Here is a 24,500-nt window from a genome sequence, read left to right on the forward strand (position 1 = left end):
GGCCGACCGCGACCGGGGATGGCAGCGGAGCCATCCCCACGGGAGGGGAGACGGTGCTCACGCAAGGTCCGGCACGAGCGCGGGCGATGTCCGACGTGGCAGCGCACGCGGGGGTCTCCCACCAGACGGTGTCCCGGGTGGTCAACGGCCATCCCAACGTCGCACCCACCACCAGGGCGCGGGTCCTGCAGGCGATCGCGGAGCTGGGCTACCGGCCCAACACCGCTGCCCGCGCCCTGGTGACCGGGTCGACCCGCACGCTGGGTCTGGTCACCTCGCACATCAACCAGTACGGCCCGGCGCAGACGCTGCTGGGCCTGGAGAAGGCCGCGCGTGCAGCCGGGTACTCGCTCGGCGTCGCCATCCTGGACGAGGACAGCGAGGCGGCGATGCGCGAGGCGGTCGACCGCTTCGTGGCCCAGTCGGTCGACGCCGTCGTCGCGCTGTCCACCTACGGCCGGGCGGTCGACGCACTCCGGCGCTTCGAGTCGCCGGTGCCGCTGATCGCGGTCCAGGTCGGCCGGGACGAGAGCCGGCCGACCGTCTGGGTCGACCAGCAGGTCGGTGCGGCCCTGGCCACCCGGCACCTGCTGTCGCTCGGGCACCGCACGGTGCACCACGTGACCGGTCCCGCCGACTCCCTGGAGGCCCGGGGCCGGGTGATCGGCTGGCAGACGGAGCTGGAGAAGGTCGGGGCGCCGGTGCCGGCGCTGCTGCACGGCAACTGGCTGGCCTCCTCCGGCCACGCCGCCGGGCAGGAGCTGGCCCGGCGGGCACGGTCCGGCGAGGAGGTCACCGCGGTCTTCGTGGCCAACGACCAGATGGCGCTCGGGCTGCTCAACGCCCTGCACCAGGCGGGGCTGTCGGTCCCCGGCGACGTGAGCGTCATCGGTTTCGACGACATCCCGGAGGCGGCGTACTTCATCCCGCCGCTGACCACGGTCCGCCAGGACTTCGCGGAGCTGGGCCGTCGGGGTGTGCAGCTGGTGCTGTCCCGGCTGCGGGGGGAGCAGAGCGAGTCCCAGCCGGTGCTCCCGGCGCTGGTCGTCCGCGAGACGACCGGGCCGGTCCGCCGGGTGTGACCTCGCTCGACCCCGGCTTGACCGGGGATGTTGTTAGCGCTAACAATCAGCGCCTGGTGCCGCCCGCCGCGGGCGCCTGGGTCGCTGGGACCAGGCCGGTCACCGGTGGGCGGAAGGGGCTCCTCGCATGACGTCGGACGCTGTTGCAGCGATCACCTCGGGTCGCACGGCGCTGGGCATCGAGTTCGGCTCGACCCGGATCAAGGCCGTGCTGATCGGCCCGGACCACGCGCCGCTCGCCGTCGGGGCCTCCGACTGGGAGAACCAGCTGGTCGACGGGCTGTGGACCTACTCGCTGGACGCCGTCTGGGCGGGTGTGCAGCAGAGCGTCTCGGCCCTCGCCGACGACGTGCGGCAGCGCCACGGGGTCGAGCTCGCCGGCGTCGGCGCGCTCGGTGTGTCGGCGATGATGCACGGCTACCTCGCGTTCGACGCCGACGGTGCGCTGCTCACGCCGTTCCGCACCTGGCGCAACACGAACACCGGTCGCGCGACCGAGCGGCTCAGTGCCGAGTTCGGGGTCAACATCCCGCACCGGTGGAGCGTCGCCCACCTGTACCAGGCGGTGCTGGACGGCGAGGAGCACCTCGGCCGGCTGGCCCACCTGACGACCCTCGCCGGGTACGTGCACTGGCAGCTCACCGGCGAGAAGGTCCTCGGCGTCGGGGACGCCAGCGGCATGTTCCCGATCGACGCCGCCACCGGCGGCTACGACGCCACGATGCTGGCCCGGTTCGACCAGCTGGCCGCCGAGGCCGGGGTGGAGCTCACCCTCGCGGAGCTGCTGCCGGCCATCGCGGTCGCCGGGCAGCCGGCCGGCACGCTGACCGCGGCGGGCGCCGAGCTGCTCGACCCGTCCGGGCGGCTGCGTCCCGGCGTCCCGCTCTGCCCCCCGGAGGGTGACGCGGGGACGGGGATGGTCGCCACCAACTCGGTCGCGCCGCGCACCGGCAACGTCTCCGCCGGCACGTCGATCTTCGCCATGGTGGTGCTCGAGCAGGAACTCGCCGGGGTGCACCGCGAGCTCGACCTGGTCACCACCCCGGCCGGCGACCCGGTGGCGATGGTGCACTGCAACAACGGGGCGAGCGAGCTGGACGCCTGGGCGGGGCTGTTCACCGAGTTCGCCCGGGCGCTGGGCGCGCCGGCCGACCCGTCGCAGGTCTTCGCCACCCTGTTCACGGCTGCGCTGGACGGGGCGAGCGACTGCGGCGGGATGCTCGCCTACAACTACCTCTCCGGGGAGCCGATCACCGACTTCGAGGAGGGGCGACCGCTGTTCCTGCGGTCCCCGGACAGCCGGCTCGACCTCGGCACCTTCATGCGCACCCACCTGTTCTCGTCCCTGGCGACGCTGCGGATCGGGATGGACGTGCTGCAGAAGGCCGAGGGCGTGCGGCTGGACCGGATGTTCGCGCACGGCGGCATGTTCAAGACCGCGGGCGTCGCCCAGCGCTTCCTGGCCGCGGCGATCGACACGCCGGTCTCCGTCGGGGACGTCGCCGCGGAGGGCGGTGCCTGGGGCATCGCCGTCCTGGCCGCCTTCGCCACCGGCCGCGCCCCGGGCCAGAGCCTGCCCGACTACCTGGACACCGCGGTCTTCGCCGGGACGGAGCTGCTGACCGCCGAGCCCGACCCGGTCGACGTCGCCGGCTTCGACGCCTTCATGCAGCGCTACGTCGCCGGCCTGCCGGTCGAGCGCGCCGCCGTCCAGCACGTGGCCACCGGCTCCCGGCCGGCCGCGCCGTCCGACACCACCTCCGCACCCCTGACCGAGGAGCAGCCGGCATGACCGCCACCGCCGACCCGCAGGCCCGCACGGAGCGGGGCACCCACCGCGCCCAGCGCGAGCACGTCGCCCACCTGCACTCGTACCTCACCCGCTACGAGCTGGTCACCTGGACCTCGGGCAACGTCTCCGAGCGGGTGCCGGGTGAGGACCTGTTCGTGATCAAGGGCAGCGGGGTGGAGTACGACGAGCTGACCTGGGAGGGCATCACCGTCTGCGACCTCGACGGCAACGCCGTCGACGGGGTGAAGGCGCCGTCGTCGGACACCGACGCGCACGCCTACGTCTACCGCAACATGCCCGAGGTCAACGGCCAGGTGCACACGCACAGCACCTACGCCGCGGCCTGGGCGGCGCGGCACGAGGAGATCCCCTGCGTGCTCACCGCGATGGCCGACGAGTTCGGCGGACCGATCCCGGTCGGGCCGTTCGCGCTGATCGGCGACGACTCCATCGGCCAGGGCATCGTCGCGACGCTGCAGGGGCACCGCTCGCCGGCGGTGCTGATGAAGAACCACGGCGTCTTCACCATCGGCCCCTCGGCGAAGGCCGCGGTGAAGGCGGCGGTCATGACCGAGGACGTCGCCCGCACCGTGCACCTCTCCCGCCAGCTGGGTGAGCCCGTCCCGATCGCGCAGGCGGACATCGACTCGCTGTACGCGCGCTACCAGAACGTCTACGGCCAGCGCTGACGCGCCGGCCCCGAGGTAAGGACCTGTACGTGGCATTCGAGGACAACGAGGTCTGGTTCCTCACCGGCAGCCAGGGGCTGTACGGCGAGGAGACCCTGCAGCAGGTGGCCGAGCAGTCCCAGCGGGTGGCGGCCGCCCTCGACGGGTCGTCCGACGTCCCGGTCCGGGTGGTCTGGAAGCCGGTGCTCACCGACGCCGGCGCCATCCGCCGGGTGATGGGCGAGGCCAACGAGACGCCGTCCTGCATCGGCGTCATCACCTGGATGCACACCTTCTCCCCGGCGAAGATGTGGATCTCCGGGCTGGACGCGCTGCGCAAGCCGCTGCTGCACCTGCACACCCAGGCCGACGCCGCCCTGCCGTGGGCGACGATCGACATGGACTTCATGAACCTCAACCAGGCCGCCCACGGCGACCGGGAGTACGGGTTCATGCTCACCCGGTTGCGCACGCCGCGGACCACCGTCGCCGGGCACGTCAGCAACCCCCGGGTCGCCCGCCGGGTGGGCTCCTGGGCGCGCGCCGCTGCCGGTGCGGCCGAGGCCCGCGGACTCAAGCTCGCCCGGTTCGGCGACAACATGCGGAACGTCGCGGTGACCGAGGGCGACAAGGTCGAGGCGGAGATCCGCTTCGGCATGTCGGTGAACACCTGGGGCGTCAACGACCTGGTGGCGGCCGTCGAGCGGGTGGCCGAGCCGGCCGTGGACGCGGTGATCGCCGAGTACGCCGACCTGTACGAGATGGACGCCGACCTGCGCCCCGGTGGCGACCGGCACCACAGCGTCCGCTACCAGGCCCGGATCGAGGTGGCACTGCGGCAGTTCCTCACCGAGGGCGGCTTCGGGGCGTTCACCACCAACTTCGAGGACCTCGGCGGGCTGCGCCAGCTCCCCGGCCTCGCCGTCCAGCGGCTGATGGCCGACGGGTACGGCTTCGGCGGTGAGGGCGACTGGAAGACCTCGGCCCTGCTGCGGGTGCTCAAGGTCGCCGGCGCCGGGCTGCCCGGTGGGACCTCCTTCATGGAGGACTACACCTACGACCTGGCGGCCGACCGGCCCACCATCCTCGGGGCGCACATGCTCGAGGTCTGCCCGACGATCTCCGGGGAGAAGCCGCGGCTGGAGGTGCACCCGCTGGGCATCGGCGGCCGCGAGGACCCGGCCCGCCTGGTGTTCACCGCCGCTCCCGGCGCCGGGGTCACCATCGGCTGGTCGGACCTGGGCGACCGGTTCCGCTGGGTGGCCAACGAGATCGACGTCGTCGAGCCCGCGGAGGCGCTGCCCAACCTGCCCGTCGCCCGGGCCGTCTGGGCACCGCGGCCGGACTTCGAGACGGCGACCGAGGGCTGGCTCACCGCGGGTGGACCGCACCACACGGTGCTCACCACCCAGCTGGGCGCCGACGAGCTGACCGACCTGGCGGAGGTGTTCGGCACCGAGCTGGTGCTCATCGACGCCGACACCACCCGGCGCTCGCTGGCCAAGGAGCTGCGCTGGAGCGCGGCCTACCACCGGCTGAACCAGCGCCTCTGAGACCCCCGGCCGCTCGTCGCCGTTCCCCCGTGCGGCGGCGGGTGGCCGGGCTCCACGACCGACGCCCCACCCGGCGAGACCGGGTGGGGCGTCGTCGCGTCAGCTGAACCGCTCGGTCAGGTGGAAGCTCACCTCGGCGCCGGCCTCCGACCTGCCGATGGCCCGGCACAGTTCCCGGCGCACCGGCAGCCAGTGCGGGCCGGCGCCGGACGGCATCAGCGTGGCGGTGAACGGGTGGCCGTCGATGGTCCCGGCGACCTTGACCGCCCGTCGGGTGCCGAGCAGCTCGGCGGAGTCCGGCACCGTCACGAACGTGGGGAAGGCGCCGTCCTTCTCCAGCGGCGCGGTGAACGAGTGGTCGAGCGGTCCTGCGGGCATGGCTCTCCTCCAGCGGGCGGTCGGGTCAGCAGGGGAGACCGGGAGCGGCGCCGGAACTCATCGCGGCAGCCACGGCACCGCGGGCGGAGCGGTCAGGCGGTGAGCACGACGGGCAGGTCGGCCAGCCCGCGCATCACGAACTCCGGACGGCGCTGCGGCCGCGCGCCCAGCTCCAGCGACGAGGTGCGGGACAGCAGCGCACCGAAGGAGGCCTGCAGCTCGACCCGGGCCAGCGGTGCGCCGATGCAGAAGTGGACGCCGGCGCCGAAGGAGATGTGCGGGTTGTCGGTGCGCCCGACGTCGAGGGTGTCCGGGTCGGCGAAGACGGCGGGGTCACGGTTGGCGCTGCCCAGCAGGGCGGCGATCCTCTGCCCCTGCTCGACGGTGACCCCGCCGATCTCGACGTCGGCGGTGGCGGTGCGCTCGAACAGCTGCAGCGGCGAGTCGAAGCGCATCAGCTCCTCGATCGCGGTGGGCAGCAGCGCCGGGTCCGTCCGCAGCCGCGCCAGCTGCGCCGGGTGCTCCAGCAGGGCCAGCAGGCCGTTGCCGCTGACGTTCACCGTCGCCTCGTGGCCGGCGTTGAGCAGCAGGATGCAGGTGGTGACCAGCTCGTCCTCGGTGAGCCGGTCGCCCTCGGAGTCGCGCACGGTGACCAGGTGGGTGAGCAGGTCCTCGCCCGGAGCGCGGCGGCGCTCGGCGGCCAGCTCGCGCAGGTAGGCGACGAACTCGGCGGCGGCCCGCTCGGCGTCGTCCTCGACGGCCGCGGTCCGGCCGTACTCGTACATCTTCACGATCGCGTTCGACCACGGCCGCAGCAGCGGCCGGTCGGCGGCCGGGACGCCGAGCAGCTCGGCGATCACCGCGACCGGCAGCTCCTCGCTCATCCCGGACAGGACGTCGACCGGGGCCGTCCCGCCGGAGCGCTCGACCAGCCCGTCGACGAGGGAGTCCGCGAGCTCCTGCACCCACGGGCGGAGCCGCTCGACGTGCCCGCGGGCGAACGCGGCGCTGATCAGCCGGCGCAGCCGGGTGTGCTCCGGCGGCTCCATCTCCAGGATCGCGTTGCGGTGGATCAGGTTGAACTGGCCGAACCGCTCGGCCGGCTCCTTGTCCCGCCAGATCCGGCCCAGCCGGCGGTCCCGCAGCACCGCGTTGGCCTCGGCGTGGCTGAACGCCAGCCACATGCCCAGGCCGGCGTCCCACTGCACCGGCGCCTCGGCCCGCGCCCGCGCGAAGGTGGGGTACGGGTCGGCGACCACCGCGGGGTCGGTCAGGTCGAGGGGAGCAGCAGCCAGCGTCACTGGAACGACTCTAGCGAGATGTCGTCGAGCGAGTCTCCTACCCTCGCACCCATGGCCCGTTCCGCATCCCGCCGCCGTCCTGCCGCCACCACCCCGGCCACCGACGGCGAGATCAACCCGAAGGCCCCCTGCCCGTGCGGCTCGGGCCGCCGCTACAAGCACTGCCACGGCTCCGGCTACGCCGCGCCGGTGCGCCGTCCCTTCGAGGGGCTGGCGGGCGAGGCCGACTGGGTCGCGCTGCGTGAGCTGGTGCCCGCCGCGACGGCGAAGCTGCGCACCACCGGCGGCCAGGACGTGACGCTGGCCAGCGTGCTGCCCGGCGGCACGCCCGCGCTGGTGCGCGCCAACGGCGAGATCATGCTCGGCGTCCAGCTGCCCACCTCCTCCGACGACGTCAGCCGCGACCTGGGGACGGCGCTGGCCGCCGCGCTGGAGGCCCCCGCGGGCGCCCCGGTCGACCCGGGCCCGATCGGCGCCGCGGGTTCCGCCGGCCCGCGGCTGCAGGAGCTGCTGGACACCAGCGCACCCCTGGAGGTCACCGTCCAGGACGACTTCGGCTTCTGGCTGGAGGGCGCCCAGCCCAACCCGGCCGCGCAGGCCGGTCTGCAGCAGGCCAACGAGATGCTCATGCCGACCGTCCGGCTCGAGGGGCTGGAGGCCGCCTACTGGTGCCGCCCCTCGGTCGACCGGGCGCACGTGCGCTGGGTCCGCCCGGAGGCCGAGGAGCCGCTGCTGGACGCGCTCGCCCGGCTCTCGGCGGCGGGTGAGCTGGGTCTGGGGGAGGACACCCGGTACGCCGGTGCCTTCCGCGCGCTCGGCCTCGTCGTCCCGGTGTGGGACGTCCCTGCCGACGTCCCCGGCGCCGACTGGGCGGCCCCGGCCGCCGAGCTGCAGGCGCGGCTGGAGGCGGCGCTCGCCGTCGACACCCCGCTGACCGCCGACGAGCGGCGCGCCCGGGCGGGGCTCCTCTCCCGCCAGGTCACCCTCCGTTGACCCGGGTGCCGCCGCGGCCCGCGACCGTGGCGGCATCCGAGGGGCCTACCGTGGTGTCCGCACTGTAGGGCTGAGGAGGACTGGACGTGGGACACGAGCACGGCGGCATGCACCTGCCGGAGCTGCCGCCGACCGTCGGCCGGGTGCTGGCGCTGGACCTGGGGGCGGCCTCCCCGCTGGCCTGGCTGGCCGTCCTGCTCGCGGTGGCCTACGGCGTCGGGCTGTGGCGGCTGCACGCCCGCGGCGTCCGGTGGTCGCCGCTGCGCACGGCGTCCTGGTTGGCCGGCTGCGCCGTCACCTTCCACGTCTGCGCCAGCGGGCTGCAGACCTACGGCATGGGGCTGTTCAGCCTGCACATGGTCCAGCACATGGTGCTCAGCATGATCAGCCCGCTGTTCCTCCTGCTGGGCGCGCCGGTCACCCTCGCATTGCGCGCCCTGCCGGCGTCCCCGGGCACCGCCGGGATGCCGCGGCGGCTGCTGCTGACCGCGCTGCACAGCCGGCTCGGGCAGGCGGTCTCGCACCCGCTGTTCACCGTGCCGCTGTTCATCGCCAGCCTCTACGGCGTCTACTTCACCCCGCTGTTCGACGACCTCATGGCGACCACGGTCGGGCACACCTTCATGCTGCTGCACTTCCTGGTCACCGGGCTGCTGTTCTTCGGGCCGATCCTCGCGATCGACCCGTGGCCGCGCCGCTCCGGGCACGGCGGCCGGATGCTGGAGCTGCTGCTGCCCGCGCCGTTCCACGCCTTCTTCGGCGTGATCGTGATGATGAGCAGCGGCCTGCTGCTGACCAGCTACGCGAACCCGCCGGAGTCCTGGGGCGTCGACCCGCTCTACGACCAGGGCGCGGCCGGCGGCATCGCCTGGTCGTTCGGGGAGTTCCCGACCGTGCTGGTGCTCGCCGTCGTGTTCTTCCAGTGGACGAAGTCGGAGGAGCGGTCCAACCGTGCCGCCGACCGGGCCCGGGACCGGGCCATCGCCCGCGGGGAGAGCGGCGACGACCCGGAGCTGGTCGCCTACAACGAGCGCCTGCGCCGGCTCGCCGCCCAGCGTCCCTGAGCCCGTCCGCTTGCGGGCCGCCGGGTGGCGCCGACCCTAGGGTGCGCGTGTGCCGTTCACCCTGGCCCACCCCGCCGTCGTCCTGCCGCTGCTGCGCACCCCGCTGGTGCCCTCCGCGCTGGTCGCCGGGTCGGTGGCGCCGGACCTGCCCTACTACGCGTCCCTGCAGTGGCTCGGCGGGGACTACAACCTCACGCTGACCCACGAGCTGTCCTCGGTGCTGTGGCTCGACCCGCTGATCGGGCTGGTGCTGCTCGCCGCGTTCCAGGTGGTGGTGAAGCGCCCGCTCCTGGCGCTGCTGCCGCCGGCCGCCGCGGGACGTGCCGTCCCCGCCGCACGCGGGTTCCGCTGGCGCAGCCCGGTGGCGCTGGCCTCGATCGCCGTCTCGCTCGTGGTCGGGGCGGCCAGCCACGTGCTGTGGGACGACGTGACCCGCGCCCCCGGGGCCCCGTGGTCGCTGCGACTGGAGGTCGCGTTCACCGTGCTCGGCGGCGGGGCGCTGCTGTGGTGGCTGGTCCGCTGGTGGCGCGCGGCCCGGCCGTCGCCCGTCCCGGCCGCCGTGCTGCTGCCCCGGAGGGTGCGCGTCGTCGTCCCGGCGCTGCTCGGGGTGGTGGCGGTGCTGGCCGGGGCGGTCTCGGGGTTCCGGATGCTGCCGGAGTTCCGGGAGGCCTACCGGCTGGAGGGCGCTGTGGACTGGGCCGGGGTGGCCGAGGCGGAGCTGCGGACGTTCCTCGTCGACGGCGGGACGGCGCTCCTGGTGGCGCTGGTGCTGTACGCCGTCGCCTGGCACCTGTGCCGGCTGCGCTCCGCTCCCGAGCCCGCCGCCCAGGACTCCTGAGCGGTCAGGAGGGGCGGCGGGTGCGCGGGTGGTCGGCGGCGACCAGCGCCTCGACCAGGTCGGCGCGGGCCCGCGCGACCCGGGAGCGGATGGTGCCCACCGGGCAGCCGACGACCTCGGCGGCCTCGGCGTAGGGCAGCCCGATCAGCTGGGTGAGGACGAACGCCTCGCGCCGCTCGGGGTCGAGCCGGTCGAGCACGTCCTGCGCGGCGACCGTGCCGCCCACCTCGTCGGCCGGGGCGTCGCGCGCCAGGTCGCCCAGGTCGGCGTCGTCGTCGACCAGCACCAGCCGGCGGCGCTTCTTGGAGCGCAGGTGGTCGGCGCAGACCCGGCGGGCGATCGACAGCAGCCAGGTGCGCACGCTCGAGCGGCCCTCGAACCGGGCCAGCGCCGGCAGCGCCCGCAGGTAGGTCTCCTGGGTGAGGTCCTCGGCGACCTGCCGGTCGGCGAGGTGGGCGCACAGCCGCCACACCTCGGCCTGCGTCTCGCGCACGAACGCGGCCTGCGCGGCGCCGTCGCCCGCGGCCGCCCGGGCCGCGAGCCGTTCCAGCTGCTCCACGACCACCCTCCGGGAACCCTGCGACTGCCGGCGACGACTATGCCAGTCGTGCGGTGCGTTCCCTTTCGCGAGGCGATCTCGGCGGGTCTGGACGGCGAGGACCCCGGCATGCCCCAGGCCTGGGTCGACGAGCACCTGGCCGGCTGCGCGGCGTGCCGCGGCTGGGCGGAGGCGGCTGCGGAGGTGACCCGGCGGGCCCGGCTGGTGCCCGCCGCCGCGGTGCCCGACGTGACGGCGGCGGTGCTCGGCCGGCTGCCGGCGGCCCGGGTGCGCCGGGGCTGGGTGGACGCCGCGCTGCGGCTGGCGCTGCTCGCCGTCGGCGCCGGGCAGCTGGCGGTGAGCCTGCCGGCGTTCCTGGGCGCGGGTGGCACCGCCCCGGTGCACCTGGCGCACGAGACCGGTGCCTGGAACCTCGGGCTGGCCGCCTGTTTCCTGGTGGTCGCCGCCCGCCCCCGGCTGGCCGCCGGGGCGCTGCCCTTCCTGCTGTCCTTCACCGCGGTGCTCGGCTGGGTGACCCTCGCCGACCTGGGCGCCGGGCACGTGCACGCGGCCCGGGCCGGGGCGCACCTGGTGCTGGTCGGCGGCGCCGTCCTGGTCAGTGCACTGGCGCTGCGCGGCCGCACCCCGGGCCGCGGGCCGCTGGGGGCGGTCCGCGCGTGGACCGGCCGGCTCACCTCCCGCGCCGGTGCCGAGGGGGTGGGGACGACGGTGCACCGCGCCCCCGCGCGTCCCCTGCCGGCCGACCCGGTCGCCGAGCAGCGCGCCGCCTGATCCCGCGGTGCGGTGATCAGCACAGGCAGGGGGCACGGCACGGAGGGCCGCTCGAGAGGGTGGATGGGTGCGCCCGTGGCGGGCTGTCCTACTGGTCGTCCTGGCCGTCCTGGCTCGTCGCGGTCGGGATCGTCGACCTGGCGGCCTCAGTCGGGTCGGCTGCTGGCCATGATCACCGCGGGCTGGGCGAGGTCATGACGGCGTGGAGACCGCGCTGAGCCCGTGGTGATCACCGGCCCCGTCTTCGCCGGACTGATCACCGGGCGGCGCGACACCGGCGGTTCACCCGGCGTCCCTACGATCCCCGGACCATGTGGCTGACCCGGATCGAGCCCCGCCGGTGACCGGTGCGCTCGCCCGCCGGCTCGGCACCGGCGACGCCGTCGTCATCGGCCTGGGCTCGATGATCGGCGCCGGGGTCTTCGCCGCGTTCGCCCCCGCCGCGCAGGCCGCCGGCGCCGGGCTGCTGGTCGGGCTGCTGATCGCCGCGCTGGTCGCCTACGCCAACGCCACCGCCTCGGCGCAGCTCGCCGCCCAGTACCCGGCCTCGGGCGGCACCTACGTCTACGGCCGGGAGCGGCTCGGTCCCTGGCCCGGGTTCCTCGCCGGGTGGGGCTTCGTCATCGGCAAGACGGCGAGCTGCGCGGCGATGGCGCTGACCTTCGCCGCCTACGCGGCGCCCGACGGCTGGGAGCGCCCGGTCGGGGTGGCCGCGGTCGCCGCGCTGGCCGCGGTCAACTACCGCGGCGTCACCCGCACCGCCCGGCTGACCCGGGTCATCGTCGCCGTGGTGCTCGCCGCGCTGACCGTCGTCGTCCTGGCCAGCCTGGCCGGTGGGTCGCCGACGTGGTCGCAGGTCAGCCCGTGGAACGGCGCGGACGGCGGTTGGTACGGCGTGCTGCAGTCGGCCGGGCTGCTGTTCTTCGCCTTCGCCGGCTACGCGCGGATCGCGACGATGGGGGAGGAGGTGCGCGATCCCGCGCGCACCATCCCGCGGGCGATCCAGCTGGCCCTGGGCCTGGCCGTCGCCGTCTACGCGGTCGTCGCCGTCACCCTGCTCGCGGTGCTCGGCCCGGACGGGACGGCGGCGACGGCGGAACCACTGGCGGCCGCGGTCGACGCCGGGAGCTGGTCGGAGGCGGCGCCGGTGGTCCGGATCGGCGGTGCGGCCGCGGCGCTGGGTGCCCTGCTCGCGCTGATCGCCGGCATCGGCCGCACCAGCCTGGCGATGGCCCGCGAGCGGGACCTGCCGGGCTGGCTGGCCGCCGTGCACCCGCGGTTCGCGGTCCCGCACCGGGCCGAGGTGGCGCTGGCCGTCATGGTCTGCGTGCTGGTGCTCACCGTCGACCTGCGCGGCGCGATCGGGTTCTCCTCGTTCGGCGTCCTGCTCTACTACCTGGTCGCCAACGTCTCGGCGTTCACCCAGGACCGCGCGCACCGCCGGTTCCCCCGCGCGCTGCAGGTCTTCGGCGCCGTGGGCTGCGTCGTCCTGGTGGCCACGCTGCCGCCGAGCGCCGTCGCCGTCGGGGTCGCGGTCCTCGCCGTCGGCGTCCTCGGCCGGCTGGTGCGGCTGTCCCGGGCACGACGCGCCGCATGATCCCGACCGGCCGGACCTGGTTGGGTGACCCCGTGAACAGTCGTCCGGCCGCCGTGCCGCTCGCGCTCCTGCTCCTGCTGGCCGGCTGCACCGGCTCCGGGGAGGACGAGGACGCCACGGCGGCGTCGGGTGCCCCGGCCCGGGAGGTCGAGTGGGGGGCCTGCGACTTCGACGTGCCGGCCGGGGTCGACCTCGAGTGCGGCACGCTCGAGGTACCGGCGGACCGGGCGGACCCGGACTCGGGCACGATCAGCCTGGCCTTCGGCGTGGTCGCCGCCGCGGACGACGACCCGGCCGAGGACCCGCTCGTCTACCTCTCCGGCGGGCCGGGCCAGGGCGCGCTGGAGCTGGTGCCCGCGGCGTTCGGGCAGCTGTACGAGCCGCTCGCCCAGGACCGCGACCTGATCGTCCTCGACCAGCGCGGGACCGGGCTCACCGAACCGTCGCTGGCCTGCGCCGAGTACAGCTCCTGGGTGCGGGAGTCGCTGGGGTCGGCGGAGCCGGTCGAGGAGCTGGCCGACCAGGCCGCCGCCGCGTTGGAGGAGTGCCGGCAGCGGCTGGTCGACGAGGGGGTCGACTTCGCCGACTACGACAGCGCGGCCTCCGCCGCCGACCTCGACGACCTGCGCCGGGCGCTGGGCCACGAGCAGTGGAACCTCTACGGGGTCTCCTACGGCACCCGGCTGGCGCAGACCGCCATGCGTGACCACCCCGAGGGCATCCGGGCGGTGGTGCTCGACGCCTCCTACCCGATCGACGTCGACCTCTACGAGGAGACGCCCGGCAACGCCGCCCGGGCGATCGAGGCGCTGTTCGCCGCCTGCGCGGCCGACGCCGGGTGCGCCGAGCGGCACCCCGACCTCGAGCAGACCGTCACCGACCTCGTCGCGCAGCTGGACGCCGCCCCCGCCTCGGTCACGGTGCTCGACCCGACGACCGGCGAGCGGGTGCAGAGCCCGCTCGACGGCGCCGGCTTCGCCGGGTTCCTGTTCCAGAGCATGTACTCGACAGAGCTGATCCCGTTCCTCCCGGAGGTGGTCGAGGCCGCGGCGAACGGCGAGTTCGGCACCATCGGCCTGCTGCTCAGCGCCTTCACCCAGCAGCTGGACCTGGTCAGCGTCGGCCAGCAGCTGGCCGTGCAGTGCGAGGAGGAGGTCAGCTTCAGCGACCCGGACGCGGTGGCGGACGCGGCCGCCGAGCACCCGCTGGTCGAGAGCTTCTTCGCCAGCACGCCCACGATGGGGCCGGGCATCTTCGACGTCTGCGCCACCTGGGGTGCCGGGGAGCCCGGCGAGGGGGAGGACGAGGCGCTGACCAGCGACCTGCCCACCCTGGTGCTCGCCGGTGAGTTGGACCCGATCACCCCGCCCCGGTGGGGCGAGCAGGTCGCCGAGGGGCTCAGCAGCAGCGTGCTCGTCGAGTTCCCCGCCACCGGGCACGGCTCGGTGGGCACGCACGAGTGCGCGGCGCAGCTGACCCGCGACTTCCTCGCCGACCCGGACAGCGAGCCGGACACCTCCTGCGTCGACGACGTCGAGGTGCCGGCGTTCACCGCCGAGGGCGTGCAGGTGGAGATGGCGGACTGGGAGAGCGATGAGCTCGGCACCAGCGGCGTCCGCCCCGAGGGGTGGCCCGAGGTGCTCCCGGGGGCGTTCCAGCAGTCCCCGCTGGTCACGCTGGTGCAGCAGGTGGCCCCCGGGGCCACGGCCGACCAGGTGCTCCAGCAGCTGGCCGCGCAGCTGGGCACCGGCGAGCCGCTGGAGCCGGCGGACCGGCTCGAGAGCGGGGCGCTCACCTGGGACCTGTACCGGCTCGACGACCTCGGCCAGCGGGTCGACCTGGCGCTGGCCGAGACACCGGCCGGCCTCGCCGTGGTGCAGCTGACCGCGAGCCCGGAGCGCAGCGACGTCTACCGGGAGCAGGTCTTCCTCCCGGCCGTCGAGGCGTTCGACCCGGGCTCCTGACCGCCGCCCGTCCTACGCCGGGACGGGGTCGCGGAGCACCGGGCAGGACATGCACCGCGGGCCGCCGCGGCCGCTGCCCAGCTCCGACCCGGCGATCGCCAGCACCTCGATGCCGGCCTTCTCCAGCGCGGCGTTGGTGACGGTGTTCCGCTCGTAGGCCACCGCCAGCCGCGGCGCCAGCGCCAGGGTGTTGTTGCCGTCGTCCCACTGCTCGCGCTCGGCGGTGACCGGGTCGAGCCCGGTGTCGATCACCCGCAGCCGGTCGATGCCCATCGCCTCGGCCGCGGCCTCCAGGAACGGGCGTGGCCCGCGCACCGACAGCTCCACCGTGTCCGCGTCGTCCGGGAGCTCGTCGCTGGTCACCGTCCAGGCCTGCAGCGAGTCGGCGACCGCCGGGTACATGACCATGGCGTCGACGTCGACCATCGTGGCGATGGTGTCCAGGTGCATCGTCGCCCGCTCCTGGGCGATCGGGACGACGAGGACGGTGTGCGCCAGCCCCCGGGCGAACACCCGCCGCGCCAGCCGCTCCGCCCCGCCCGGCGTCGTCCGCTCGCCGACGCCGACGGCCAGCACCCCGGGGGCCAGCAGCAGCACGTCGCCGCCCTCCAGGTGCTCCAGGTGCGCGCCGTAGAGCTGCTCTGCCCCGGCGAAGCGCGGGTGGTGGGTGTAGAGCGCCGTGGTCAGCGCGCTCTCCCGGGCCCGGGCCGGCATGGCCAGGGAGGTCACGGCCACCTGGCCACCCACCCACACCGACGAGTCGCGGGTGAACATCAGGTTGGGCAGCGGCGGCACGACGAAGTCCCCGCGGCCCATCAGCTGGTAGGCCAGGCCCCGGCCGTGCAGCTCGTCGTGCGCCACCCCGGCGATCAGCGCCTGCGCCAGGTCCTCGGGAGCCAACCCGGCGAGGTGGGCGGTGGTCGCGTGCTGCAGCGTGGCGCCCAGCCGCGGGTCGTCGACGGCGGCGGCGATCACCTCCTCGCGCGCGGCGGGCAGCGCCATCACCTCGGTGAGCAACCGGTGCAGGTGCAGCACCTCCACCCCGCGCTCGGTCAGCGCCGCGGCGAACGCGTCGTGCTCCTCCTGCGCGCGGGCCACCCACGGCACTCCGTCGAAGAGCAGCTCGTCGTTGTTGCGCGGGGTGAGCCGGCGCAGCTCCGCGCCCGGCCGGTGCAGCAGCACGGTGCGCAGCCGGCCGACCTCGCTGGTCACCGAGCAGGGGGCGGTCATGCGGTCGAGCCTCGCCGATCGGGCCGCCCGCGGCCAGCCCGGAACGGGTGATCCACCCGTCGTGGTCCACTACCGGTGTGACGCCGGTCGACCCACCCCCGCCGCCGCCCACGCCCGGGGGCCAGCCCCGCTGGCTGGTCGTGCTGCTCGCCGCGGGGCTGTCCCTGCTCGTGGGTGCAGTGCTGCTGCTCCTGCTGCAGCTGGTCGGCGTCGAGGAGATCGGCCTGCTCGGGCTGCTGCTGGTGCTGATCGCGGCCGCCGTCGCCGGCGGCTACGCCACCCGGGCACTGGCGACCCGGCTGCCGCCGGTGGGCCGGCGCCCGCGCAGCTGACCGGCGTGTCGCCCACCCCTGCACGAAGCCGCAGATCAGCCGCCTGCCCCCGGGTCAGGGCAGCCTCTCCTGGCTGGCGGGTGCAGGCGGAGGCTGTCAGCCTCGGGGCATGACCCAGATGCTGGACATGCCCCAGGTGCAGGACTGCTCGGTCGACAGCTGTTCGTACAACGCCGAGCACACCTGCCACGCCGGCGCGATCACCGTCGGCGGCGACCACGCCCACTGCGGCACCTTCGTGGAGATCTCGTTCCGCGCGGGGCTCGAGCGCACCGGCGTCGTCGGCGCCTGCCACCGCTCGGACTGCGTGCACAACGAGTCGCTGGAGTGCCGCGCGTCCGCCGTGCAGGTGGGTTCGGGCGCCGACGCGGCCGACTGCCTCACCTACACGGCGCGCTGACCCCAGCCGGGCCCGCTCAGCCGACCAGCTGCTCCAGCTGGTCGAGGTCGGGCACCGGCTCGAGGTCCAGGCCCGGCGTGCGCAGCGCGCCGTCGGCCACCGACAGCGCGGCGACCGGGTCGCCGTCGTCGACCAGGACGGCGCGGCCCGGCGACGCGACCTCTCGCAGCGCGGCGAGCACCGCGTGCCGGTCCCGTGCGGCCAGACCGTCGGTGAGGTGGTCGGCCAGGACGACGGCGGCCGCTCCGGTGCGTGCCTGCTCGACGGCGTCCAGCCGGTGCTGCACGTCGTCGCCGGGCGCGGCGGTCAGGCGCACCACCGGCAGGGTGGCGTGCCCCGCGGCGCACCGGGCGCTGCCCGGGTCCAGGGCGGTCATGGTGGCCGCGCGCGCCCGCACCGGCCCCAGCAGCACGGTGACGGCGCCGACCGGCAGTCGCAGACCCATCGAACCCCATCTCACGTCGAGTGAGGCGAGGCTAACCTGACCGGTGGCCCGGGCGCCAGGCGCACCGGTCAGGCGGGTGCGGTCCGATCGCCGGGGCGGGGCAGCAGCCAGGACAGCCCGGCGCGCTCCAGGACGGGGTGCAGGTGGTCGGGCAGGTGCACCAGCCGCAGCTCGGCCCCCCGGCGGCGTGGCTTGCGGGCCAGGTGCACCAGCAGCTCCAGGCCGGCCGCCTCCAGCGTGCTCACGGCCTCGAGGTCGGCCCGCTCGGGCCAGGACGCCGGAGGCACCTCGCGGCGGAACCGGCGCACGGTCTCCCGGTCGATCTGCCCGCTGAATCGGAGCAGCGGGCCGGCGCCGTCCTCCGCCAGGACGACGGCGCCCGATCCGCTGGGATCAGGGCCGGTGGTCACGGCGACCTGGGTACCCGCTGACCGTCGCTGAAACGTGGCCCGGGGTCAACGCGCAGGTCAGTCGGGTGTGACACGCCCGGACCGGTGCGCCGTCGCCGCGGGCCCGGTGTCCGCGGGGTGCCGGGCCTGGGGACGCCGGCCGCGCGACCGGCCGTCGTGGCTACCATGCTGCCGCGCCACCAGGAGGGCACCCCGATGCCGCCGTCCGTGCCGGTGGGTGGCGGGCCCGTCCGGGCCCGCGGGTGGACGGCGGCAGGGAGCGGGGGCGGGATGTCCGTCGAGCCGACAGGCGTGCAGTACGACCTCCGTGCCGACGGGGTCCACGCCGTCGTCACCGAGGTGGGCGGCGGGCTGCGGTCCCTCCGCGTCGACGGGCGGGACCTGGTGGCCGGGTTCGGTCCGGACCAGCTGCGCCCGGTCTACCGGGGCTCGGTGCTCGTGCCGTGGCCCAACCGGGTCGGCGACGGCCGCTACCGGTGGCAGGGCCGGGACCAGCAGCTGGCCCTCACCGAGCCGGACCGCCGCACCGCACTGCACGGTCTGCTGTGCTGGACGCCCTGGACCCTGGTGGAGCGCACCCCGCGGTCGGTGGTGCTCGCCGCGCGCGTCTGGCCCCAGCCCGGTTACCCGCACCGGCTGGACGTGCAGGTCGGCTACACGGTGGAGGCCGGGGGGCTGCGCTGGCAGATCGACGCGGTGAACACCGGCGCCGAGCCGGCGCCCTACGGCTGCTCCGTGCACCCCTACCTGGTGGCCGGCCCCGGCCGGGTGGACGACTGGACGTTCGGTCTGGACGCCGAGCGCTGGCTGGCGGTCGACGACGAGCAGCTGCTGCCGATCGGCGAGCGCCCCGTCGAGGGCACGCCCTTCGACTTCCGGGCCGGCCGCCGTCTGGGGGACGTGCAGGTGGACCACGCCTTCACCGGCGTCCGCGCCGGCGTGGGCGGCACGGCACGGGCGGAGCTGCGCGCCGCCGACGGCGCCGGCGTCGCCGTGGAGTGGGACCCGGTCGCGCTGCCGTGGGTGCAGGTGCACACCGCCGACCGTCCCGAGCCCGAGCTGGACCGGGCGGGGCTCGCCGTCGAGCCGATGACCTGCCCACCGGACGCGTTGCGCACGGGGCAGGACCTGGTCACCCTCGGCCCGGGCGAGCGGCACTCCGCCTGGTGGCGGATCGAGCTGCTCCCGGCCTGAGGTCCCGGCGCTCGGTCGACGCCGACCCGGTGGTGGCGGGACGCCCGGAGACGGTGGGGGAGCTGGGGTCCGCGGTGCGCGTGGAGGGAGCCCGGGCGATCGCCGACCGGTCCGGTGCCGGGGCTGCCGATGGAAGTTGCAGAGCGCGCCGACTTCCCCGGCGCGGTCGGTCGAGCACGGGGGGTCTCTTTGTGAGCGCGTCGAACGGGCAGCAGCCCAGGACGGCGGTGGAGCGGGGTGCCGACGCCGCCGCCTGGTGGCTGGTCGACGAGGACGCCGTGGTCCTGGCCGGGCCGTTCCCCAGTCAGCTGGACGCCGCCGTCGCCGGGCTGTCGGCGGACGGCTGGTTCACCGAGCCCGGCTACGGCTCGTGCCGGGCCGACGGGACGCTGACGCGGCAGTTCTCCCCGGAGGACCGGTCCTGGCTGGCGTACCTCTCCGCGCAGCTGGACCGGCTGGCCGACGACTGGGACCCGCTGATCTCCGACGCCGACCCGCTCACCGGCCTGGTCTGCGAGATCACCGCTGCGGTCGCCGAGGCGGGGTTGCCGCTGCACGACTGCGCCGGCCGGACGGCGGACCGGGCGCTGGGCGGGGTCTGCCTGACGCCCAGCCCGGAGCGGGACGGTGTGGTGGTCTCCTGGACCCAGCACGACCGGACGACGGTGGGGCGGGTGCGCGGCCCGGAGACCGACGCCGCGGTGCAGGAGACGATGAACGCCGCGCTGGCCGGGGTGCTGTCCGCGTCGGGTTTCCTGGTGGAGGCCCTCGGTGCGGTCGCCGTCGTCCGCGCCGCTGACAACCCCACCACCTGGGAATGACGCCCCACTGACCGGGCGGCGTGCGGCACGGTGCGCTGCCCCTCCGGTCACCGCGCCGCGCGTACCCGGTCGGCCAGCTCCCGGGCGTGGGTCGTGCGGGCAGCAAGCCGGGTGGGCGCCGTCCTCAGGCGGTTGCCGGCACCGGTTGCGCGTCGGCGTGCGCGATGTGCCGGAGCGAGCGCCAGATGAGCACCACGAAGACCGCCGACCCGGCGAAGGCGAACCAGAACGGGGCGGTCACGCCCCAGTGCTGGGCGAGCACCCCGCCGATCCCTGAGCCGAGCACCAGCCCGCCGAAGACGCCGACCGTGTTGACGCTGCCCACCCGGCCCTGCAGCGCGTCCGGCACCGCCCGCTGCCGGACGGCGACCGACGTCGTCCCCCAGATGAAGGCGTGCGCGCCGAAGGCGAAGAAGACCGGCAGGGCGACCCAGGGGCTGGAGGTGAGCGCCAGCGCCAGGTGGGTGAGGGTCTCGACGACCAGGCCGATCCGCATCAGGTCGCCCAGGCTCACCCGGCGGGTGATCCACCCGTAGGCCAGGCCCCCGGCGATGCCACCCGCGGCGCCGACGGTGGTCACCAGACCGAAGCCGATCTCGCCGAGCCCGATCCGCTCGGTGGCGTAGAGCACCAGCACCGACCAGGCGGCGCCGAAGGTGACGTTGAAGATCGTGATCGTCAGCACGAGGGTGCGGACGGCGGCGTGGTGCCGCACCCAGCGCAGCCCCTCGGCGATCTCCTGCCGCATCGCCGTCCGCCGTTCCGCACGCGGCCCCCGGTCCGCGAGGACGACCCGGGTGATCAGCACCGCCCCGAGCGCCACGAGCACCGCCTGTGCACCCAGTGCCCAGGCCGCGCCGGCGGTGAACAGGGCCGCACCCAGCGGCGGGCCGGCGAGCTGGTTGACGGTGATGAAGCCGGTCTGCAGCCGGGAGTTCGCCACCGCCAGGTCGTCCCGGGCGACCAGTGCCGGCACCAGCGTCTGCGCGCTGTTGTCGGCGAACACCTCGGCGGTGGCCAGCAGGAACAGGGCGGCGAGGACCGCGCCGATGGACACCCGGTCGGTGACCACCGCCAGGGTCAGCACGGTCAGCACGACGGCGCGGGCGAGGTCGACGGCGACGACGATGAGCCGCCGGTCCAGCCGGTCGGTCAGTGCCCCGGCGACCAGGCCGAACAGCAGCGGCGGCAGCCACTGCACGGTCGCGGCGAGGGCGACGAGGAACGGGTCGGCGGTGAGCGAGGCGACCAGCAGGGGACCGGCGGCCAGCGCGATCCCGTCGCCCAGGTTCGAGGTCCAGCTCGACGCCAGCAGCCAGCGGAACCCGGAGCCGAGCCGCGCCGGGACCAGGACCTCACCGATGCGGCTCACGAGGACCGGACCTTAGCCGTGCTCAGGAGCGGCGTCGTCGGGTTTCTCCCAGGGCGGACGTTCCACGTGCAACCGGCCCGGGTCACGCGGGCTGCGAGAAGCGGACGTGGGCCTCCAGGGTCCGCAGCGAGCGGTGCATCCCGATCGTCACCGCGGCGAGAGCGAAGAAGCCCTCGTCGTCGCCGATCCCCGAGCCGCGCAGCAGTGCGGTCAGCCGGTCGGCTGCCGTCACCGCCGTCGCGATGGCCGCGTCCCGCTCGTCGGGCTCGGTGTCGGTGGCGTGGTACGGGATGCGGACGACGCCGGCGAGGCCGTCCAGCGCGTCGGCGAGCACCCAGCCCGTGCCGTCGTCCACCCGGTCCAGGCCCCGCCGGTGCGGCTGGAACTCCACGACCAGCGTGGTGAGGTCGTCGACCAGGACCGCGACCCGGTCCAGCGCACGGGACTGCTCGCGGATGCTGGTCGCGGTGCCCTGCCAGCGCCGCGCCCGCGGGTTGGCCCGCCGCGCGCGCTCCACCTGCGCCTCGGCGCTGCGCATCCGGTCCAGCGCGCGGTCCAGCTCGTCGCCGCGGACCTCCCACTCGCCGAGCTCGGGCACCTGCCCGCTGCGCAGCGACGCCGCGATCGTCTCCAGGTGCTCGGCCAGCAGTGTCCTGGTCCGCGCGATCCGCTGCTCGGCGGTGGTCAGCTGCAGCGGCGGGAACAGCAAGCTGGTCACCAGGACGCCGATCGCGGCGCCCAGCAGGGTCAGCCCGGCGTAGCGCACCGCGTACTCGGCCGGGTCCGCCGTCCCCACGGTGAGCATGAGGACGGCGGCGAAGCTGACCCAGCTGGCCTGCTCGCGGAACAGCCACCGCCACTGCTCGACCACGACCGCGATCGCGACGATCAGCGCGATGGTGATCGCGTTCGAGACCCCGCGGGTCACCTCGAACACGACCACGGCCAGGGCGAAGCCGACCAGGATCGCGACGATGCTGCGCCAGGCCGCCGACGCGGAGTCCGCGATCGTCGGGCTGACGGCGATGACCGCGCCCAGCGGGGCGTAGTAGGCGTAGGCGGCCAGCGACGGCGGCAACAGCAACGCCGCCTGCCAGGCCAGCCCTGCGGCCAGCGCCGCCCGTACCGCCCGTTGCACCCACGGCTGCTGCAGCCGCGCGATCGCCCACCCCACCCCGTCAGCATGCGGGCCGCCCACGGCGGTGCGCACGCGGATCGACGGTGACGTCCACCTCCCGGGGGAGGGGTGCCGGCTCGACCCCGGCCGGCTCGACCCCGGCCGGCTCAGCCCTGGCGGGCGGCGTTGGCCTGGACGGCGGTGCTCACGTACCGCGCCAGGCCGGGGGCGATCCGGTCGTAGTGGGCGGTGAACCGCGCGTCCTCGACGTACATCCGGCCGAGCCCGGCGTGCACCTCCGGGGAGCAGTCGTAGAAGTCCCGGGTGATCGCCTGTCGGTGCTCCTCGGCGAGGTCCATCGCCGCGGTCGAGTCGGCGGGCACCCCGCCGGCCAGCGCCTCGGCGAACCGGCGTTCCAGGTCGTCGGTCTCCGCCTTGACCCGCAGCCAGTCCTCCTTGCTCATCGCCGTCGTCCGGCGCTGGGACTGCGCCCACGCCTCGGTGTCGCCCCACCGCTCCTCGGCCTCGGCGGCGTACTCCTCGGGGAGCCAGTCGCCGAACACCTCGAACCGTTCCTCCGGGGTCAGGGAGATCCCCATCTGCCGTGCCTCCATCTCCTTCTCCACGGCCGCGACCATCGCCCGGGTTCGCTCGAGCCGGTCCCGCAGCAGCCGGTGCTGCCGGCGCAGGTGCGCCGCGGGGTCGGCGTCGGGGTCGTCCAGCAGGGTCGCGACCTCCTCGAGGGGGAACCCGAGCTCGCGGTAGACCAGCACCTGCTGCAGGCGGTCCAGGTCGCGGACGTCGTAGCTGCGGTAGCCCGCCGCCGTCCGCTCGCTGGGCCGGACCAGCCCGATCCGGTCGTAGTGGTGCAGCGTGCGCACCGTGACCCCGGCCAGCCGGGCCAGCTCTCCCACCGTCCAGCGCATCGCCCCTCCTCTCTGACGTCGACGACGGAACAGCCTGACGTCGGGTCAGGGTCAAGCGGGATCGGCGAAATGGCCACTTCGGCGGTTCGGACGGCGGGTCGGCGGGGAGACCTGAGGGCATGGCCGACGACCACAGCCCCGTCCCTGCCGACGACCCGTTCCCGCGCTCCCGGGTCCGCCTCGGGCGGGAGGGTGACCGCGAGCTGGAGATGGCCTACGTCGACGTCGGTCAGGGCCACCCGATCGTCTTCCTGCACGGCAACCCGACGTCGTCCTACCTGTGGCGCAACGTCATCCCGCACGTGCGGCACCTGGGGCGCGTGGTCGCCCCGGACCTGATCGGGATGGGGGAGTCGACCAAGCTGCCCGTGCAGCGGCCGGGCAGCTACTCCTTCGACCGGCACTCCCAGTTCCTCGCCGCGTTCCTCGGGGAGATCGGCGTGGCCGAGCAGGTCACGATCGTGGGCCACGACTGGGGCGGGGCGCTGGGCTTCGACTGGGCCCGGAAGAACCCGGAGAAGGTCAACGGCATCGCCTTCACCGAGACCATCGTCAACCCGATGCTGTGGGCCGACTGGCCCGAGGACGCCCGGCGGGTCTTCCAGGCGATGCGCGGCGCCGACGGCGAGCAGCGGGTGCTGGACGAGAACGTGTTCGTCGAGCGGGTCCTGCCCGCCTCGGTGCTGCGCGGGCTCTCCCCGGAGGCGCACGAGCGGTACCGGGCGCCGTTCCGGGCCCGGGCCGACCGCTGGCCGACGCTGGAGTGGCCGCGGCAGCTGCCGATCGCGCACGAGCCGCCGGACGTGCACGACATCGTCGACCGGTACGGCCAGTGGCTGGCCTCCAGCGAGGTGCCCAAGCTGTTCGTCAACGCCGAGCCCGGGTCGATCCTGGTCGGCCGGCTGCGCGACCTGGTCCGCAAGCGCTGGCCGGCGTTGACCGAGGTGACGGTGCGCGCATCGCACTTCGTGCCGGAGGACGCACCCGACGAGCTGGGCCGGGCGCTGGCCGAGTGGATCCCGACCCTGCGCTGAGCCCCGCCTCCTGTGCCTGCCGGCTCAGCCGTGCCGGCCGCTGCCCTGGCGCTCGTGCCGGATCTGGGTCATCGCCTCGTTGGCCGCGGCGATCAGCGACTCGGGGGTCGACGCCCGCCCGGACAGCGCCACGCCGACGCTGAGCCGGACCCGGTGCGCCACCTCGGGAGTGGGCTGCAGCGGTGCGTCGAAGGCCGTCGCGACCCGGCGGGCGATCCCCTCCGCGTCGGCGGGGTCGGTGATGCCGGGGCACAGCAGCACGAAGGTCTGCGCGCTGATCCGGGCGACGACGTCACCCTGGCGGACGGCGGTGACCAGCCGGCCCGCGGCCTCGGCGCGTGCTGCGTCGGCGACCAGCCCGCCGTGGGTGTCCTCCACGGCGGTGATGCCGTCGAGGTTGCAGGAGAGCACCGCCAGCCGGCCGGTGTCCGGCCCGGCGGCGGCCAGCGCCAGCTCGAGCCGGTCGATGAGCAGGCTGCGCACCGGCAGGCCGGTCAGCGGGTCGGGGACGGTCCGCTGCCGCAGCCGCTGCGCGAACTGCCGCTGCGCGGCCACGACGGCGGCCGTCTGCACCAGCACGTCCTGCGACTGCTCGAAGCGGATGGTCTCCATGGTCGGTGCTCCCGTTCGCTGGGCGGCCGCGTCTCGGCCGTCACCCC

The 24,500-nt window shown here is 75.2% G+C and carries 25 protein-coding genes; 15 read left to right on the top strand and 10 right to left on the bottom strand.

What is annotated here, in order from left to right; translation table 11 throughout:
* The first annotated feature begins 86 nt into the window (after positions 1–86).
* The 4 genes from ACI795_RS13900 (at position 87) to araA (ending at position 5,095) form a co-directional block, all read left to right on the top strand.
* Positions 87–1,082: a LacI family DNA-binding transcriptional regulator gene (locus ACI795_RS13900; RefSeq protein ID WP_457076122.1), complete on the top strand. Its 996-nt coding sequence runs from the start codon at positions 87–89 to the stop codon at positions 1,080–1,082.
* A 127-nt stretch (positions 1,083–1,209) separates the two neighbouring features.
* Complete coding sequence (locus ACI795_RS13905; RefSeq protein ID WP_457076123.1) at positions 1,210–2,874, top strand: xylulokinase; 1,665 nt, start codon at positions 1,210–1,212, stop codon at positions 2,872–2,874.
* Positions 2,871–3,563 carry an L-ribulose-5-phosphate 4-epimerase gene (locus tag ACI795_RS13910; protein ID WP_457076124.1) on the top strand — a complete coding sequence of 231 codons (693 nt, stop codon included), beginning with the start codon at positions 2,871–2,873 and terminating at the stop codon, positions 3,561–3,563. The genes ACI795_RS13905 and ACI795_RS13910 overlap by 4 nt, the downstream gene beginning before the upstream one ends.
* Before the next feature lie 29 nt (positions 3,564–3,592).
* Entirely contained in the window at positions 3,593–5,095 is a 1,503-nt protein-coding gene (gene araA, locus ACI795_RS13915; protein WP_457076125.1) for an L-arabinose isomerase, read from the top strand.
* Positions 5,096–5,194: 99 nt separating this feature from the next.
* On the opposite strand, the gene ACI795_RS13920 is transcribed toward araA, so the two are convergent.
* Positions 5,195–5,473 (bottom strand): DUF1905 domain-containing protein, encoded by a 279-nt coding sequence (locus ACI795_RS13920; RefSeq protein WP_457076126.1) that lies wholly within the window; start codon positions 5,471–5,473, stop codon positions 5,195–5,197.
* Between the two features lie 92 nt (positions 5,474–5,565).
* Positions 5,566–6,774 (bottom strand): cytochrome P450, encoded by a 1,209-nt coding sequence (locus ACI795_RS13925; protein ID WP_457076127.1) that lies wholly within the window; start codon positions 6,772–6,774, stop codon positions 5,566–5,568.
* Between the two features lie 51 nt (positions 6,775–6,825).
* Here ACI795_RS13925 and ACI795_RS13930 point away from each other — a divergent pair, with 51 nt between their 5' ends.
* From ACI795_RS13930 to ACI795_RS13940, 3 genes are all read left to right on the top strand, one after another.
* Positions 6,826–7,767 carry a DUF5926 family protein gene (locus ACI795_RS13930; RefSeq protein WP_457076128.1) on the top strand — a complete coding sequence of 314 codons (942 nt, stop codon included), beginning with the start codon at positions 6,826–6,828 and terminating at the stop codon, positions 7,765–7,767.
* Positions 7,768–7,853: 86 nt separating this feature from the next.
* Positions 7,854–8,831 carry a cytochrome c oxidase assembly protein gene (locus ACI795_RS13935; RefSeq protein WP_457076129.1) on the top strand — a complete coding sequence of 326 codons (978 nt, stop codon included), beginning with the start codon at positions 7,854–7,856 and terminating at the stop codon, positions 8,829–8,831.
* A 49-nt stretch (positions 8,832–8,880) separates the two neighbouring features.
* Positions 8,881–9,669, top strand: coding sequence for a DUF4184 family protein (locus ACI795_RS13940; RefSeq protein ID WP_457076130.1), 789 nt, complete (start codon positions 8,881–8,883; stop codon positions 9,667–9,669).
* A gap of 4 nt (positions 9,670–9,673) precedes the next feature.
* Here the strand turns inward: ACI795_RS13940 and ACI795_RS13945 are convergent, their stop codons facing one another.
* A complete protein-coding gene (locus ACI795_RS13945) occupies positions 9,674–10,228 on the bottom strand; it encodes a sigma-70 family RNA polymerase sigma factor (RefSeq protein WP_457076131.1) in 555 nt (184 codons plus the stop codon).
* Between the two features lie 39 nt (positions 10,229–10,267).
* Here ACI795_RS13945 and ACI795_RS13950 point away from each other — a divergent pair, with 39 nt between their 5' ends.
* The 3 genes from ACI795_RS13950 to ACI795_RS13960 all read left to right on the top strand — a co-directional run bounded on the left by ACI795_RS13950 (position 10,268) and on the right by ACI795_RS13960 (position 14,560).
* Positions 10,268–10,999, top strand: a complete 732-nt coding sequence (locus ACI795_RS13950) for a zf-HC2 domain-containing protein (RefSeq protein WP_457076132.1) — start codon at positions 10,268–10,270, stop codon at positions 10,997–10,999.
* Between the two features lie 340 nt (positions 11,000–11,339).
* Positions 11,340–12,596 (top strand): APC family permease, encoded by a 1,257-nt coding sequence (locus ACI795_RS13955; protein WP_457076133.1) that lies wholly within the window; start codon positions 11,340–11,342, stop codon positions 12,594–12,596.
* A 32-nt stretch (positions 12,597–12,628) separates the two neighbouring features.
* Positions 12,629–14,560: an alpha/beta hydrolase gene (locus ACI795_RS13960; protein WP_457076134.1), complete on the top strand. Its 1,932-nt coding sequence runs from the start codon at positions 12,629–12,631 to the stop codon at positions 14,558–14,560.
* Positions 14,561–14,572: 12 nt separating this feature from the next.
* On the opposite strand, the gene ACI795_RS13965 is transcribed toward ACI795_RS13960, so the two are convergent.
* Positions 14,573–15,790: an arginine deiminase gene (locus ACI795_RS13965; protein ID WP_457076135.1), complete on the bottom strand. Its 1,218-nt coding sequence runs from the start codon at positions 15,788–15,790 to the stop codon at positions 14,573–14,575.
* A 77-nt stretch (positions 15,791–15,867) separates the two neighbouring features.
* On the opposite strand from ACI795_RS13965, the gene ACI795_RS13970 reads away from it, so the two are divergent.
* A complete protein-coding gene (locus ACI795_RS13970; RefSeq protein WP_457076136.1) occupies positions 15,868–16,122 on the top strand; it encodes a hypothetical protein in 255 nt (84 codons plus the stop codon).
* A 109-nt stretch (positions 16,123–16,231) separates the two neighbouring features.
* The gene (locus ACI795_RS13975) at positions 16,232–16,522 is read left to right on the top strand and encodes a DUF1540 domain-containing protein (RefSeq protein ID WP_457076137.1); all 291 of its coding nucleotides are present in this window, start codon (positions 16,232–16,234) and stop codon (positions 16,520–16,522) included.
* 16 nt (positions 16,523–16,538) lie between these two features.
* Here ACI795_RS13975 and ACI795_RS13980 read toward each other — a convergent pair whose 3' ends face one another.
* Entirely contained in the window at positions 16,539–16,967 is a 429-nt protein-coding gene (locus ACI795_RS13980; RefSeq protein ID WP_457076139.1) for a hypothetical protein, read from the bottom strand.
* Between the two features lie 68 nt (positions 16,968–17,035).
* A complete protein-coding gene (locus tag ACI795_RS13985; RefSeq protein ID WP_457076140.1) occupies positions 17,036–17,377 on the bottom strand; it encodes an STAS domain-containing protein in 342 nt (113 codons plus the stop codon).
* Positions 17,378–17,647: 270 nt separating this feature from the next.
* On the opposite strand from ACI795_RS13985, the gene ACI795_RS13990 reads away from it, so the two are divergent.
* Both ACI795_RS13990 and ACI795_RS13995 read left to right on the top strand, forming a co-directional pair.
* Positions 17,648–18,571: an aldose 1-epimerase family protein gene (locus ACI795_RS13990; protein ID WP_457076141.1), complete on the top strand. Its 924-nt coding sequence runs from the start codon at positions 17,648–17,650 to the stop codon at positions 18,569–18,571.
* 191 nt (positions 18,572–18,762) lie between these two features.
* Positions 18,763–19,392 (top strand): hypothetical protein, encoded by a 630-nt coding sequence (locus ACI795_RS13995; protein ID WP_457076143.1) that lies wholly within the window; start codon positions 18,763–18,765, stop codon positions 19,390–19,392.
* 124 nt (positions 19,393–19,516) lie between these two features.
* On the opposite strand, the gene ACI795_RS14000 is transcribed toward ACI795_RS13995, so the two are convergent.
* From ACI795_RS14000 to ACI795_RS14010, 3 genes are all read right to left on the bottom strand, one after another.
* Positions 19,517–20,764 carry an MFS transporter gene (locus ACI795_RS14000; protein ID WP_457076144.1) on the bottom strand — a complete coding sequence of 416 codons (1,248 nt, stop codon included), beginning with the start codon at positions 20,762–20,764 and terminating at the stop codon, positions 19,517–19,519.
* 82 nt (positions 20,765–20,846) lie between these two features.
* On the bottom strand, positions 20,847–21,974 hold the full coding sequence (locus ACI795_RS14005; RefSeq protein ID WP_457076145.1) for an FUSC family protein: 1,128 nt from the start codon (positions 21,972–21,974) through the stop codon (positions 20,847–20,849).
* Positions 21,975–22,048: 74 nt separating this feature from the next.
* Positions 22,049–22,807 (bottom strand): MerR family transcriptional regulator, encoded by a 759-nt coding sequence (locus ACI795_RS14010; protein ID WP_457076146.1) that lies wholly within the window; start codon positions 22,805–22,807, stop codon positions 22,049–22,051.
* A gap of 119 nt (positions 22,808–22,926) precedes the next feature.
* On the opposite strand from ACI795_RS14010, the gene ACI795_RS14015 reads away from it, so the two are divergent.
* Positions 22,927–23,841, top strand: a complete 915-nt coding sequence (locus tag ACI795_RS14015) for a haloalkane dehalogenase (protein ID WP_457076148.1) — start codon at positions 22,927–22,929, stop codon at positions 23,839–23,841.
* A gap of 24 nt (positions 23,842–23,865) precedes the next feature.
* Here the strand turns inward: ACI795_RS14015 and ACI795_RS14020 are convergent, their stop codons facing one another.
* Complete coding sequence (locus ACI795_RS14020; protein ID WP_457076149.1) at positions 23,866–24,453, bottom strand: GGDEF domain-containing protein; 588 nt, start codon at positions 24,451–24,453, stop codon at positions 23,866–23,868.
* Between the last annotated feature and the right edge of the window lie 47 nt (positions 24,454–24,500).

The organism is Modestobacter sp. SYSU DS0290 (assembly GCF_054050955.1).